14 protein-coding genes and 2 tRNA genes are annotated in these 12693 nt (G+C 70.7%); 9 read left to right on the plus strand and 7 right to left on the minus strand.

Annotated features, from left to right (window positions below):
* Positions 1–237: 237 nt before the first annotated feature.
* Complete coding sequence (locus PYR72_RS25345; protein WP_275457448.1) at positions 238–798, minus strand: SSI family serine proteinase inhibitor; 561 nt, start codon at positions 796–798, stop codon at positions 238–240.
* A 212-nt stretch (positions 799–1010) separates the two neighbouring features.
* Between PYR72_RS25345 and PYR72_RS25350 the strand changes: the two genes are divergently transcribed.
* Positions 1011–1101: transfer RNA gene (locus PYR72_RS25350), tRNA-Ser, on the plus strand.
* 198 nt (positions 1102–1299) lie between these two features.
* A tRNA-Arg gene (locus tag PYR72_RS25355) sits at positions 1300–1375 on the plus strand.
* Positions 1376–1492: 117 nt separating this feature from the next.
* On the opposite strand, the gene PYR72_RS25360 is transcribed toward PYR72_RS25355, so the two are convergent.
* Complete coding sequence (locus tag PYR72_RS25360; protein ID WP_275457449.1) at positions 1493–2713, minus strand: site-specific integrase; 1221 nt, start codon at positions 2711–2713, stop codon at positions 1493–1495.
* On the minus strand, positions 2706–3293 hold the full coding sequence (locus PYR72_RS25365; protein WP_275457450.1) for a helix-turn-helix transcriptional regulator: 588 nt from the start codon (positions 3291–3293) through the stop codon (positions 2706–2708). Before PYR72_RS25365 ends, PYR72_RS25360 begins: the two co-directional genes overlap by 8 nt.
* Positions 3294–3411: 118 nt before the next feature.
* Between PYR72_RS25365 and PYR72_RS25370 the strand changes: the two genes are divergently transcribed.
* The 5 genes from PYR72_RS25370 to PYR72_RS25390 all read left to right on the plus strand — a co-directional run bounded on the left by PYR72_RS25370 (position 3412) and on the right by PYR72_RS25390 (position 8656).
* Positions 3412–3615 carry a helix-turn-helix domain-containing protein gene (locus PYR72_RS25370; RefSeq protein WP_275457451.1) on the plus strand — a complete coding sequence of 68 codons (204 nt, stop codon included), beginning with the start codon at positions 3412–3414 and terminating at the stop codon, positions 3613–3615.
* A 360-nt stretch (positions 3616–3975) separates the two neighbouring features.
* The gene (locus PYR72_RS25375; protein WP_275457452.1) at positions 3976–4848 is read left to right on the plus strand and encodes a bifunctional DNA primase/polymerase; all 873 of its coding nucleotides are present in this window, start codon (positions 3976–3978) and stop codon (positions 4846–4848) included.
* The gene (locus tag PYR72_RS25380) at positions 4845–6152 is read left to right on the plus strand and encodes an AAA family ATPase (RefSeq protein ID WP_275457453.1); all 1308 of its coding nucleotides are present in this window, start codon (positions 4845–4847) and stop codon (positions 6150–6152) included. Before PYR72_RS25375 ends, PYR72_RS25380 begins: the two co-directional genes overlap by 4 nt.
* A gap of 240 nt (positions 6153–6392) precedes the next feature.
* A complete protein-coding gene (locus PYR72_RS25385; RefSeq protein WP_275457454.1) occupies positions 6393–7310 on the plus strand; it encodes a hypothetical protein in 918 nt (305 codons plus the stop codon).
* Positions 7311–8032: 722 nt separating this feature from the next.
* Positions 8033–8656 (plus strand): bifunctional DNA primase/polymerase, encoded by a 624-nt coding sequence (locus PYR72_RS25390; RefSeq protein ID WP_275457455.1) that lies wholly within the window; start codon positions 8033–8035, stop codon positions 8654–8656.
* 123 nt (positions 8657–8779) lie between these two features.
* Here PYR72_RS25390 and PYR72_RS25395 read toward each other — a convergent pair whose 3' ends face one another.
* Complete coding sequence (locus tag PYR72_RS25395) at positions 8780–9331, minus strand: GNAT family N-acetyltransferase (RefSeq protein ID WP_275457456.1); 552 nt, start codon at positions 9329–9331, stop codon at positions 8780–8782.
* Complete coding sequence (locus PYR72_RS25400) at positions 9328–10605, minus strand: hypothetical protein (protein WP_275457457.1); 1278 nt, start codon at positions 10603–10605, stop codon at positions 9328–9330. Before PYR72_RS25400 ends, PYR72_RS25395 begins: the two co-directional genes overlap by 4 nt.
* A gap of 166 nt (positions 10606–10771) precedes the next feature.
* Between PYR72_RS25400 and PYR72_RS25405 the strand changes: the two genes are divergently transcribed.
* Positions 10772–10981: a hypothetical protein gene (locus tag PYR72_RS25405; RefSeq protein ID WP_343245537.1), complete on the plus strand. Its 210-nt coding sequence runs from the start codon at positions 10772–10774 to the stop codon at positions 10979–10981.
* Complete coding sequence (locus PYR72_RS25410) at positions 10978–11202, plus strand: hypothetical protein (protein WP_275460682.1); 225 nt, start codon at positions 10978–10980, stop codon at positions 11200–11202. Before PYR72_RS25405 ends, PYR72_RS25410 begins: the two co-directional genes overlap by 4 nt.
* Positions 11203–11804: 602 nt before the next feature.
* Here the strand turns inward: PYR72_RS25410 and PYR72_RS25415 are convergent.
* Together PYR72_RS25415 and PYR72_RS25420 are read right to left on the minus strand one after the other, a co-directional pair.
* The gene (locus tag PYR72_RS25415) at positions 11805–12176 is read right to left on the minus strand and encodes a hypothetical protein (protein WP_275457458.1); all 372 of its coding nucleotides are present in this window, start codon (positions 12174–12176) and stop codon (positions 11805–11807) included.
* Positions 12176–12688 carry a hypothetical protein gene (locus PYR72_RS25420; RefSeq protein WP_275457459.1) on the minus strand — a complete coding sequence of 171 codons (513 nt, stop codon included), beginning with the start codon at positions 12686–12688 and terminating at the stop codon, positions 12176–12178. Before PYR72_RS25420 ends, PYR72_RS25415 begins: the two co-directional genes overlap by 1 nt.
* Between the last annotated feature and the right edge of the window lie 5 nt (positions 12689–12693).

Genomic DNA, 12693 nt, shown 5'->3' on the forward strand with positions numbered 1-12693 from the left:
GGCAGAGGTTGCGCTCGCGACGCCGGATGAGAGGGAGGTCGCACACCGAACATCTGGAGATGCGGTGACTGTGCGGACGGGGATGCCGTGACCGTGCGTTTTGCCGGGGGGCCTTGTCGGCGGCACATATGTACGGGCTGCGCGCGGCTGTCGAACGGCCCGCCGCCCCCACCCGCCGGGTGGCCGATTCCCTCCCTCCCCACCCTCTCCTCTCTTTTCTCTTCCTTCCCCGTCTCTCTAGGCGCGGAGGTCCGGCAGTACGGGCACGAGCGCGTCCCAGCGGGCGATCTCGCAGCCGTTCCGGCGGTCGAACGTCGCGTCGACGCGACGTCCGGCCCAGGTCCCGGTGACATGGGCGGTGGCCGGCCCGCCGTACTGCATCGTGCACATGGCCTGGGACCCCGCCGGCGCGAAGGGATCCGTCCCCCACACCGTGCGCCGGTCGAGTCGTCCGCACGCCCCGCTCGCGTCCGGGTGACTGCCGCCCTGCGGATGACACCGCAGGACGAACGTTCCGTCCGCCCTGCCGCCGGCATCCCGCACGGTGACGGTCAACCGGTCCGCGGAGCCGAAGGGGCCGGTGAGCGAGGGCAGGGGCAGCGGCGTTCGCGACACCGCCTCGGCGGCGTACGCGTCCGGCGCCACCGGCGCGAGCGTGCCGGCGGCGGCCGCGGCCAGCGAGGCGGCGGCGCCGAGGAGCAGCCGGCCCAGAGCGGCGGGGCGACTGGGCGACGCGGCGGGAGGAAGCGGGCGGGTGGAGGGAGGGAGCGGGCGGGTGGAGGGAGGACTCTGCGACATGACCTGACTAACGTCACGCCCGCCCCACGGTTGCGTGCGGTGCCACCCCTCGTCCCCACCCGTCGCGGTCGGCCTCCGCACCACTCCCGACGTGCCCTACGGCTTTGCCCTGCGGCCTCTCCGCCTAGTACCGTGGGAGGCGATTGGTGACAGCCCACCAGGCTGTGTCATCATCTGCACGCACCACTCGCGCTCGCGCGGGCGGTTGTGCTGGAGGCGTCGCCTAGTCCGGTCTATGGCGCCGCACTGCTAATGCGGTTTGGGACTTCAATCCCATCGAGGGTTCAAATCCCTCCGCCTCCGCGCTTGATCACGAAGCCCCGGTCCATCGGACCGGGGCTTCGTCGTTCCCGCCCTCGGCCCGAGACCGCCTCGCAGGTCGTTTTCCCAGGTCACAAGGGGTAGGGGAAACGGATTTCACATGGCGACGGCAGTCATGTAATGTTCTTCCTGTCGCCGCGAGCGGGCCGAAAGGACCAGGAACGGCAGAAAACAGAACAAGCACTCGTAGCTTAACGGATAGAGCATCTGACTACGGATCAGAAGGTTGCAGGTTCGAATCCTGCCGAGTGCACCAGAGAGAAGCACCTAGAGTGCTGGTCAGAGGCCCTGAACTGCTAAGGCGGATCGGGGCCTTTGTCGTGCTTGGTGAGCGTTCGTCTCACGATTTCTCACATCCCCAGTTTGATCATGGTCAGCCGAGCAGCTCGGCGAGCTTGTCCGAACCCGCCTTCAGCGACTGCGGGTCGGGGTGCACATACGTCCGCTTCGTGAACGACAGGTCGCTGTGCCCGGCCCACGCGCTCACGACCGTGTCCGGCACGCCGTTGTTCGCCATCCACGACAGGCACGCGTGCCGGGCGTCGTACAGCCGGACCTTGCGCACCCCGGCCGACTCCATCCGCTCGTACGCCCGCCGGCGCAACCAGTCGGTCTTGACCGCGGCCCCCAGCTCGTCGACGACGACCCGCCCCGACGCCTCGTAACCCTCGCCCGCCTGGAGACGCTCGCGCGCCTGGCGGGCGCGGAACATCCGCAGCGCGGCGAGCACGATCGTCGGCAACGGCAACTTCCGCTCGCCCGAGGCCGACTTGGTGTCCTTCTCGATCACCTCGCCCGCCACCAGCGTCCGCGTCTTCTCGACGGACACGGTGCCGGCCTCGAGGTCCACGTCGATCCACCGGAGGCCGCAGACCTCCGCCGGGCGCAGGCCGATCAGCGAGAGCAGCATCGCGGCGTACAGACGGTCCGGGGCGACGTGCGCGAGGAACGTCTTCACCTCGTCCTCGGTCCACGGCACCCGCGCCCGGCGGCGCTCCTTGTCGTCCTTCCGGGCCTGCCTCGGGATCGTGACGTGCTCAGCCACGTTCCGCGCGACCAGGCCCCGACGGATGCCCAGGTTGAGCGCGGCCCGCAGACGACCGAGGGTGAGGCTCACGGTACGGACGCTCAGGCCCGTACCCGGCTTCCCGCCGATCCGGCGCGCGCTGGTCAGCATCCAGTCGATGAGCGACTCGACGTCGTCCTCGGTGAGCTGCTGCAGGTGCTTGGTGCCGAGGTGCGTACGGACGTACCGCATCGCGTCCTCGTACGAGCGCTTCGTGGCCACCTCGACGTCTCGTGTCGCGGTCCTCAGCCACATGTCGACCAGCTCGGCCACGGTCGTCTTCGCCGGCGCGATGAAGGTGCCGGTCGACTTCTGGTGCTGGATCCGCGCGTACTCGTTGAGGGCCTCGGTCTTGGTGTCCTTCGTGACGGTGAGCTGCTTCCGCCGCATCACCGGCTCGCCGGTCTCCGGGTTGAGGATCACTGCCCCCGTGGCCTTGTCCCTCTTGGGCTCCTGGCCGACGTCGACGACGAACCGGTACCGGACCTTGCCGCCCTTGAGCGTGATCTTCTTGATCGGGTCAGCCATCTTCGCCGCTCTCCCCCTGGCTGCGGTACTTCTCGGGAAGCGGCTGCGGCTCGTCGATCGTCATGCCCGTCAGCTGCTGCAGCAGGCTCCGCACCTGCGGGTCACGCAGACTCGGCAGGTTCCGCATCGCGTCGTTCATCGGCCCGACCGGATCACGCAACCACGGAGGAAGACTGAACAACTGATGCTCGAGCAGCTGCGTCTGCTCCCTGCCCGGAGTCACGTGCAACGGGCGCCGTCCGTTCGCCCAATCCCAGGCCACGTCGGCCGCCACCGCGCTGGTACCCGTGATGAGGACTTGCTCGTCGGGGGAGTCGGTGAGGCGGAGCAGGAGAGCGGAAGGCGATACCTCGAGCGCGACCGCCAAGGCGGCCAGATCATCTACATCAACCTTCCGCTCGCCACGCTCGAGCTTCGAGATCGCGGACGCCGCGATGGGGCGTCCTCCGCGCTTCAGCCTGTCAGCCAGCTGGTAGGTGGAGAGTCCCCTGTGCTTGCGGACCCGGCGCACGTTACTGGCTACAGCCTCGGCAGTCGGCCCCATTGCGACGGCCCCGCGGCCAGTCCTCTGCTCACTCATGAGCCTCAGCGTAGGGCTCAAGGGAATCTTTCTGAGCCTCGGAACGTCTGTTATCGTCTGCGGCATGCGTCGACTGTAAACGCATATGCTTCTAAACTCAACTCATGCGAGGCGGGATATGAAGGATCTGCTTCTCACTCCGAAGCAGGTGCGGTCCGTGTACGGAATTGCGCCCCAGACCCTGGCGAACTATCGCTGGCGCGGTGTCGGTCCGGACTATGTGAAGACAGGGCCGGGGAAATACGCCCGGGTCCGGTACCGCAGCAGCGCCATCGAGCGGTGGCTCAAGACGCAGACCGTCACTCCCGGGGGCCTGACATGAACGAGAGGTCACGGGCCGCTGGGGGTGAGGCGCTACAACCCACCCTCGACGACATCAGGCGCTGGCCAGCCACGGTTGACGTCCCTCGCGCGGCAGCGGCTCTCGGGGTCTCGAAGAGCCAGCTCTACTCGCTGATCAAGCGGGGCGAGTCTCCTGTACGGGTTCTCGATTTCGGGGCCAAGAGGGTTGTCACCGCGAGCCTCGTACAGCTTCTCGAAGCGGCATGAGCCGGGCCCCCACCAGGCCGCAGGTGTTTCAGCACCCGCGCGGTAGGGGCCCTCATCCGATCCAGCAAAGCCGAAGCCCTGGGCCAAATCGCTCGCAGGCGACCCAGGGCTTCAACACAGAACGGACCCACCGATGATGACACGAACCGACCCCCGAGGGAGAGCCGAGCAGGTAGGCGGCCCGCCGACGATGAGCCACGCCCTCGCCTACGCCGCGCACGGCTGGTCCGTCTTCCCCCTGGCGGGCAAGACGCCGGCGATTCCCCGCGCGCACGAAGCCGGTCACCCCTGCCGCGGGGAGTGCGGCCAGCACGGGCACGGCTACCACGACGCCACGCGCGACCCCGCGCAGATCACCGCGTGGTGGAGCCGCTACCCGTTTGCCGGCATCGGTCTGCCCTGCTCCCCGAACGGCCTGGCCGTGGTCGACATCGACCCGCGCAACGGCGGACACGCGACGCTGTGCCGCCTCGAGGCCGAGCACGGGACACTGCCCGCCACGCTCATGCAGCTGACGGGCGGGGACGGCCTCCACCTGATCTACGCTCACCCCGGCGCCGATCTGCCCGGCAAGCTCGGCCCCGGCGTCGACGTCAAGGCCAACGGCTACATCGTCGCCGCGCCCTCGCTGCACCCCTCCGGCGCCCGCTACCGCTGGTCAGGCGACGGACAGTTCACCCACCCGCTCGCGCCATGGCCGCCCTTCCTGGGAGCGCGCGCCACCCCTGCCCGGCCCGTACGGCAGATCGAGACGGCCCGCCCCTTCGACGGGCTCGTCGGCCTGGTCGCGTTCGTACTCGAGGCCCGCGAGGGCGAGCGGAACTCCCGCCTCTTCTGGGCAGGGTGCCGCGCCCTCGAGCTGGTGCGCGCGGGCAAGGTCGAGGGCGACGCCGTCCACGGCGCGCTGCTCGACGCCGCGGCCCGCATCGGCCTGTCGGACGCCGAGGCCTCGAGGACCCTGCACAGCGCGGAACGGGCACCGCGCCGGGCGGGAGCGGTCGCGTGACCAACCCCCGTGACGACGCCCGCGAGATGCTCGAGAGCCACGGCATCACTGCACAGCGCCTTGCCCCCACGCGCTCGCTGCGGCTCACCCGTGCCTCCGAGATCGACCCGGAGCCCGTGGTGTGGGCGTGGGAGCCGCAGCCTGGCGAGGGCCGCGTTCCAGCCGGCGCTCTCACTCTCGCGGCAGGACGCGAGGGCACCGGCAAGTCGAGCTTCGGCATCTGGGTCGCCGCCCGCCTCTCCCGAGGCGACCTCCCCGGCACCTTCTACGGGCACCCCAAGAGCGTCTTCTATGCGGCAGTTGAGGACTCCTGGTCACGCACCCTGGTGCCCCGGCTCATCGCGGCCGGCGCCGACCTCGAGCGCGTGTTCCGCGTCGACGCCGAGGAGACGCTGCTCGACGCGGGGGGCGCGCACCGGGCCGAGACGATGATCTCGCTCCCCATGGACGTCTCACTCATCGAGAAGGCCATCGAGGAGTACGACGTCGCCGGGCTCATCGTCGACCCGCTCATGTCGACGCTCGGCAGCAGCACCGACGCCCACCGCACCCAGGACGTGCGCCAGGCCCTCGAGCCTCTCGTGCGGATGGCCGAGCGGACCAAGGCGCTCACCCTCGGCATCGCGCACTTCAACAAGGGATCCAGCACCGACGCCTCTCAGCTCATCTCAGGATCCGGTGCCTTCAAGGACCTCGCCCGCGCGGTCATCGCGTTCGCCCGCGACCGCGAAACCGGCGAGCAGGTGATGACCCAGACGAAGAACAGCCTCGGCAGCCTCGACCTGCCTTCCCTGTCGTACCGGATCGAGGGCTACGACGTCCCCACCTACAAGGGCAACGCCAACGTCGGACGACTCGTGTTCACCGGGATCTCCGAACGCAGCGTCGAGGACACCCTCGCCGCCCCCGTCGACCGCGAGGAAGTCAGCGAGCGCGATGAAGCCGTCGCCTGGCTCGTCGGCTACCTCACCGACAACGGCGGCGAGGCAGCGGCCGGGGACGTCATCAAGGCCGCAGAGAAGGACGGCATTGCCAAGCGCACGTTGCAGCGCGCGAGGAGCAAGGCACGCGTCCGCTCCGAGCCGTCCGGATTCGGCAAGAGCAAGAAGTGGACGTGGGTACTCAGCGTCACCGACGAGAGCGTAGATGCCAGCGAAAACACCGTAGGTGCCGTAGGTGCCAGCACCCACGGGCCTGGCACCTACGGCACCTACGTGTCACCTACGGAATCCCCGTCACTCACCGTCACCCGAGACGACCACGACCATGACCCGCCGGAACGCCCCGCAGCGAGGCCCGCATGAGGGGCCGGCTACGCCCCCGCACGGGCCGCTCTCAGGCTGCACCGCCGCGCGCTGAGTCCTCTGCTACAGCGTCCGCTACTGCCGTGGACGCATACGCGCCCGCCGAGCACTGCCCACTTCACCGCGGGCCGGGAGAGGGGGAGTCGGCAACACCAGGACGAACGTCCGGGGCCCCGCCACGGTGAACCCCGCACGCACCGTCTCAGAAAAAATCCCGACGATGAGCAGGAAGCGAGACCCATGACCAGCAAAGTCACCCCGGAACGCGCACGCGAGGTAGCCCGGAACCTCGGCTACAACGTCCCCGAACCGGAGGTACCGGCCGATCCGGAGGACCTCGCGGAGATCGCCGACCGCTACGGCCTCAGCCCCGATCTCCTCAACGGCCGCAGCCTGGCCGCAGCCGAGCACCTTGCCGCAGCCATCTACCAGCACACCCACCCCGAGGAGCAGACCATGACCCACACCACACAGACCCCGAGCACCGCGCCCACCGCCGAGGAGCGGCGCGCCGCCGAGGCCGCGGCTCGTGAAGCCGACGCCGTCGAGCAGCACCCCGCCGTGATCGCCGCGCGAGAGGCAGCCGAGGCCGCGGCAACGCTGCTCACCGACCTCGAGCGGCGCGTCGTCAACGGCGACCAGGAGGTGACCGTCGACGACACCGGCAACGCCCGTGAGCGCGCGCGCTTCGCTCAGCTCAAGCTCTCCGCTGCACGCCGCTCAGTCCGTGACGAACGTGAAGGGGCCCGGCGCCAGGCGCTCGAGGACAGCATCACCGAGGCCCGGACCGCCCTCGCGGAGACACACCCGCTCGCGCTGGAGGAGAAGCGCCAGGCCGCGCTCGCCGCCGTGAGTGAGTACCTCACCGCCATCGGGGACCGCAACAAGTCGCTCCGCCACGCGCACACCACCTTCGGCCGCCTCGGCCTGCCCCGGCACGATGGAGACTGGGCAGCGGCAGACGTCGGCGACCACCACGCCGTCACCGGATACGACAGCATCCGCATCGACTCCCAGCCGTACGAGCCGCTCGCCCCGGCCAAGGAACTGGACTACGTCATGTGGAAGGCCAGCACGACCACCGGCGTAGGCGGCCCCGGCGGCCGGCCCCTCCGCGTCGAGGCCAAGAGCACCGTCGTGCCCAACGCCTGGAAGTAACACCCACCGACCCGGCGTCAACGTCACCGTGTGCACGCCGCGGCAGCACACGGATCGATGGTGGCGAGCAGCAACTCATCAGCCTCTCCTCGCTGCACAGACCCACCAGCGCCGCGCCCCTGGGGACTGGCCACCGGCCCGCCCCCGGGGGCACTCCTATGTCCGGCCACGGACACCGCACAGACTGACCTCGGACCGCGCGCCACACCGCCCCGGTACTGCCCTCCCCTCGGTCCGGCCGAGGGCGTCCGGCCAGAGGGAGACACCCCCTCCCCCTCCTCCCACCCCGCCCGGCCCGGCTCGTGCGATCGATGAGAAACGGAAATTTCTCGCGAGAATCGCAAAAGAATCTTCTCTGCGAACCACGGGACAGAAGCCACGAGTGGCCGCTGTCGAGCGGCTGCGGCCCGGCGCGCCAGCGTGGAGGGCGAGGGCGACGCACTCCACTACGTCACACAGCCCGCCCAGGAGTGCACGGGTATGCAGATGACCGCCGCGCGCAGGGCTCCTGACCTGGGGGGAGACCCCTCGAGCGCCTCGATCCCGACCGCAAGCGTATAGACGCTGGCTCCCGCTACGGGTCTGGGCGGTTCAGCCCACCCCCTCGACCAGCAGTGATCACACACCGCGCCGCTCCCCCCACGATCGACGCATACCCATGCAGTCACTTCCCCGCAGGTAGGGCGCTTGTAGCCGTAACACCGTGCCGCTAGGGTGGTCGTATGCCCTCACGCCCCGTCACTCGCCGCCCGCGCTGCGAGCACTGCCCGGCACCGCTGCCGGTGCGGGCACGGGCGGATGCCCGCTACTGCTCCGCAGCGTGCAAGCAGGCCGCCTACCGTGAGCGCCGCGCCGCGGAGACCGGCGGAATGCCCCGTGAGATGACCGGCCGGGCCCGCTGGGTCCGGCACTCGGCACGCAAGGTCCCGCTCACCACGCACGGCAAGCCTGCCAGCAGCACCAATCCGGCGACCTGGTCCGACTTCGCGCGGGCCTACCGGTCGCGGGTCGGTGCCGGCATCGGGTACGTGCTCACGAAGGGGGACGGCACCGTGTGCCTCGACCTCGACCGGGTCATCCGTGAAGACGGCACCCTCGTGCAGTGGGCCGAGCTGCTTCTGAGCCAGCTTCCCCAGACCTATGTGGAGGTCTCCCGGTCGGGCCGGGGACTGCACGTGTTCGGGCGGGGCTCCCTCGAGGGCACCGGCCGACGCTGGCTGTACGCAGACGGCACCGGCCTCGAGGTCTACGACGATGCCCGGTACATCGCCATGACGGGCAACCGGTGGCGGACGTCCCCGGCGAGGCTGGGTGACCTGAGCGAGGTCCTCGCAACGCTCCTGTAAGCACCCTCGGCGGCGCCGAGGATCCGTCCGCTGGCCCCGGCCCGGCCGCGGTCGTCCGTACGGCTTCGAGAGACTAAGCGGGCACCGCCCGGGCACTCCCTCGAGGCCAGGCGCTGCCCCCGCTCAGGTCAGGTCCAGCACCATGCAGTCGTAGACCGGGGCCTCTTCCCATGGGTGGGACTTGCCCACCTTGCGGTACCCCCACGACGCGTACGCCGACTGTGCGGGCGCGGCCTCGGGCTCCGGTCGCATCGTCAGCGTCACCCGCTCCACCGCCAGGCCCTCGAGCAGCTGCTCGTGCAGCCCGGCCGCGATGCCCCGGCGGCGCCACGGTTTGCGCACGGCCAGCTCGAGGACCGCGAACGTCCGCCCGCCGGTCTCGTGGGTGAACTCCTGCGGGAGCGGCTCGAGGAGGTTGCCCCACCATCCGGTGTCGGCCGGTAGCCGGTAGCCGTACGTGAAGCCCACGACGTGGCCCTCGTCGCGGGCGAGCACGAGCCGGAAGCCGGGGCGCGTACGGATCTGCTGTTGGTAGCGGTCGATGAACTCGGCCACATCGCGCGGCCCTTCGCAGTAGGGCGGGTCCGCGTACACCTCCTCGTACGTGGCGAGGAACGCATCGAGCTGGCCAGCCGCTTCCTGCCCCTCGTACCGCTCGTACGTCACCTCGGTCATCTGCCGTCTCCCTTCGCGTGGGTGTACTCGGCCAGTTCTCCGGCCGCTGTGCGGGCGCTGGTGGCGTCCACGGCGTCGAGGAGTCCGTGCACCTCGGCCAGGCGCCGCGTGACGCGCCCGGACTCGACTTCCTCGAGGTGCTCGAGGCTGCCCACGGCCTCGGCGGCGCCCTCGTCGACTTCCCCGGCCCGTACGAGCCCTCGAGCGAGGGTGAGGCGGTACAGGGCCCGGTTACGGCCGTAGGTGCGGTCCTGGTGGGCGAGCGCGGCCCGTAGGAACGGCACGGCCGCCTTGTGGTGACCGGCGTCGGTGTAGAGCAGGCCGTGGGCGTAGTCGAGTTCGGCGTGCCCGTGGAACGCGGCCCACTCGGGGGCCGGCCTTCCACGGTCGGCGCGCTCCACCATGCGCATGGAGTCGGCGAGACGCTTACGGGCGCTGCTCTGGTCGTTCATGAGCGCGAGCGCGCGGGCCTCGCGGGAGGCGATCAGGGAGAGCAGCACCGCGGAGCCGAGGCCTACGGCGCGCTGGTGGGCGGCGCGGGCGAGGTTGTACCCGTCGCGGGGGCGGCCCTCGAAGCTGGCTTGCATGCTCAGGGCCGTGAGCACGAGCACCTCGAGGCCCTCGTCGCGGAGCACGGTGGCGGTGGTCAGGGCCTCGCCCCAGTAGCGGCGGGCGGTGTCCTGGTCGTCGTTGTCGTAGTACAGCCAGGCGCAGTGCTCGGCCGTCTCCCCAGAGAGGAGCTGGAGTTGGCGGCCGATGGTGTCGGGGTAGGTGCCGGTGTTGATGACGCGCCGGACGCGGGTCAGGTGCCGTACGGCCAGGGAGCGGACGTCACCGCCCCCGTACGCGTCGTCGAGGGTGTAGAGCGAGCGCAGGCCCTCGCGGAGCTCCACCAGGTGCGCCGTGCCCACGGCTTCGGACGTACCCAGGGCGAGGCCGGCGACGGCGCCGACTGAGTCGGTGACGAAGGCGCGGCGGTCCACGGACACCCCCTCGCGGAACTCGGGTACTGCTTCCACCGTGGCACTCGGTTCCGGTCCGGGAAAGCCCAGGTTGAGCGGACTTGTGCCGAACATCGCATGCAGCACGCGCCAGGCCCGGGGCCGCGGCCGGGGAGGCGCGGGGAGCCGCCAGCGCCGGAACTGCCGGTCGGTGACCGTGACCTGTTCCCCCACCAGCGCCGCGGCCGAGTCGAACGCGCGCAGGAACGCCTCCGGCCTGTCCCATCCGCGTGCCGCGCATTCGTGCGCGAACGGCGTCCGCTCGTCGTCCACTCCGCACCCCCGATGTGCTGTTCATCCGACCGTAGCCGCTGTGTCCGGCGCGGAAAGTCCGTCTGCCGCCGGAAAGTCCGCCCGAATGTCCGGGGCCATGTCCGGCGCACAGGCGCGGGCGGGAGTTGGCTCGTGGTGAGAGGACACAGCGAGGGGAGTCTCGAAGGTGAGCACCGTGCAGAAGACGACGATGGACCCGCCCGTCGAACTCGGGCTCCCCGCCGAGGAGCCCAAGCCTCCGGCCGACTGCGAGCACTGCGCCCGCCTGGCGGAGCAGCGGGCCACCGCCAGAGCGGCCGACGACCTGTCGCGCGTCTCGGACCTCAACGTCGCCATACGCGCCCACCACCGGCCGCGCCGGAAGATCAGGCGGTGACCGTGCCCGGGCCGGCCCTCGGCGACACGGTCGAGGACACCGTCCGCAGACGGGTCGGCAGGGTCATGGGCTTCGAGGGGCCGTACGTGCAGCTGCGGCCGATCGGCGGCGGCCGGGAGTGGGACGCCGACCCGGGCAAGCTGCGGCCCCTGTCCCTGAGCGAGGCCCTCAGCGCGGGCGTGGCCGAGGCCAACGCCCGTTCGCGGGGCGGGGTGTCATGAGCCCGCGCGCCCTCCCGACCATGTGGCAGCTGACCCGCGCGCAGCGCAATGCGGAGCACTGCGTTTGGTGCTGCCTGCCGCTCGGGGACGATGCCGTGTACGCGGGCATAGCCGTCGGCTACTGGGGCGCTCACAATCGCAGTGTCGGCGTGTACGCCTGCCCCGACTGCGCCAAGACCCAGTGACTTCGGGACCGGTCTTACGTCCGATTGGTGGCCCCCCTCTGACGGTGGCCGGTCCCGAAGAAGGTGGGTGCTCGCCCCCGGCGGGCGCCTCCTCCTCCCCGGTCCGGTCGCCAGCCCTCCGCGCGGGGGCCGGCGACCGGACCGGCACCCCCGGCCGGTGGAGGTCCCCGGCCCGCACAGACCCCCGGTCCGGCCGCGCAATGCTTCCCAGGCGAGGCGGCCGGACCGGGTCTCCTGCGCAGCTTCTACGCACAGACCGAGCGGCCCCCAGACGGTGACGAGTGTCCGTCTGGGGGCCGCTCGGTGGTGCCGCAGAGCTACGGCGGGAGGGGCGGGGTCACTTCTGGTGGGGGCAGTTCTCCACCCACCAGCCGCAGTCACCGCAGTACTCGAGGACGCGGGCGAGGAAGCGTCGGATCATGGCTCGGTCACCTCCCCCGGTCCGGTGTGGACGTGGGTGTGGTTGGGGCGGTCGGGGTCGGCGATCGTGTAGATCAACATCCCCTTCTGACCTCCGAGAGGGGTCACGCCGAGAAGCTCGTGACCTGCGCATTCGCTACAGGAGGGGCGCCCCTCCTGCGGCGGGGGAGGGGCGGACGAATCGGACATGCGGCGTGCCGAGCGGTACAGCGCGACCGCCCCAACGACGACGACCAGGAGCACCCCGGCGGCCTCGTCCACGGCGAAGGCGACCGCCACGACGACCCCCGCGAGGATCACGAGCACGCATCCGCCGGCCGCCCGGGACGGCTCCTCCGGATCCGCTGCGGGCTGCTTGCTGCCGCCCATCAGACGGCCGCGTACAGGTTGTCGCCGCACCAGTTCGCCGCCTGCGCGAGCGGCACCGCGGCGAACCCCGCGACCCCGGCCGACGTGCCGAGAGTGATGCCGCACCAGGCGCCGAGCTTCAGTGTCTTCGAGGTGTCGTCGCCGGCCTTCTTCACGGCCGCGATGAACACGCACGTGGCGATGAGGACGAGGGCCGCCCCGGGGCCGGACAGGGGGACGAACGTCTTCGCCCCGGCCTGCTGGCCGATGGACTCGCCGACACCCCAGACGAGGGCCACGTCGCCGAGCCAGTTCGACAGGCCCAGGACGCTGCTGGACGCGGCGCCGATCAGGCCGCCGATCCCGAGGGTGGTCAGGCATCCGTACGCCCAGGAGGCGAGGAACGGAAGTAGCTTGGCCGCGTGCCGGGCGGGGTCCTTCATCAGCTGCTTGCGGCCGGGCCACCAGCTCATCAGCTGGTAGCCGAGGATGCAGAGTCCGACGGTGACGCCCCCGAAGGTGACGTAGTTCATGGTGG

This window comes from Streptomyces sp. VNUA24 (assembly GCF_029167005.1).
GTDB lineage: Bacteria > Actinomycetota > Actinomycetes > Streptomycetales > Streptomycetaceae > Streptomyces > Streptomyces scabiei.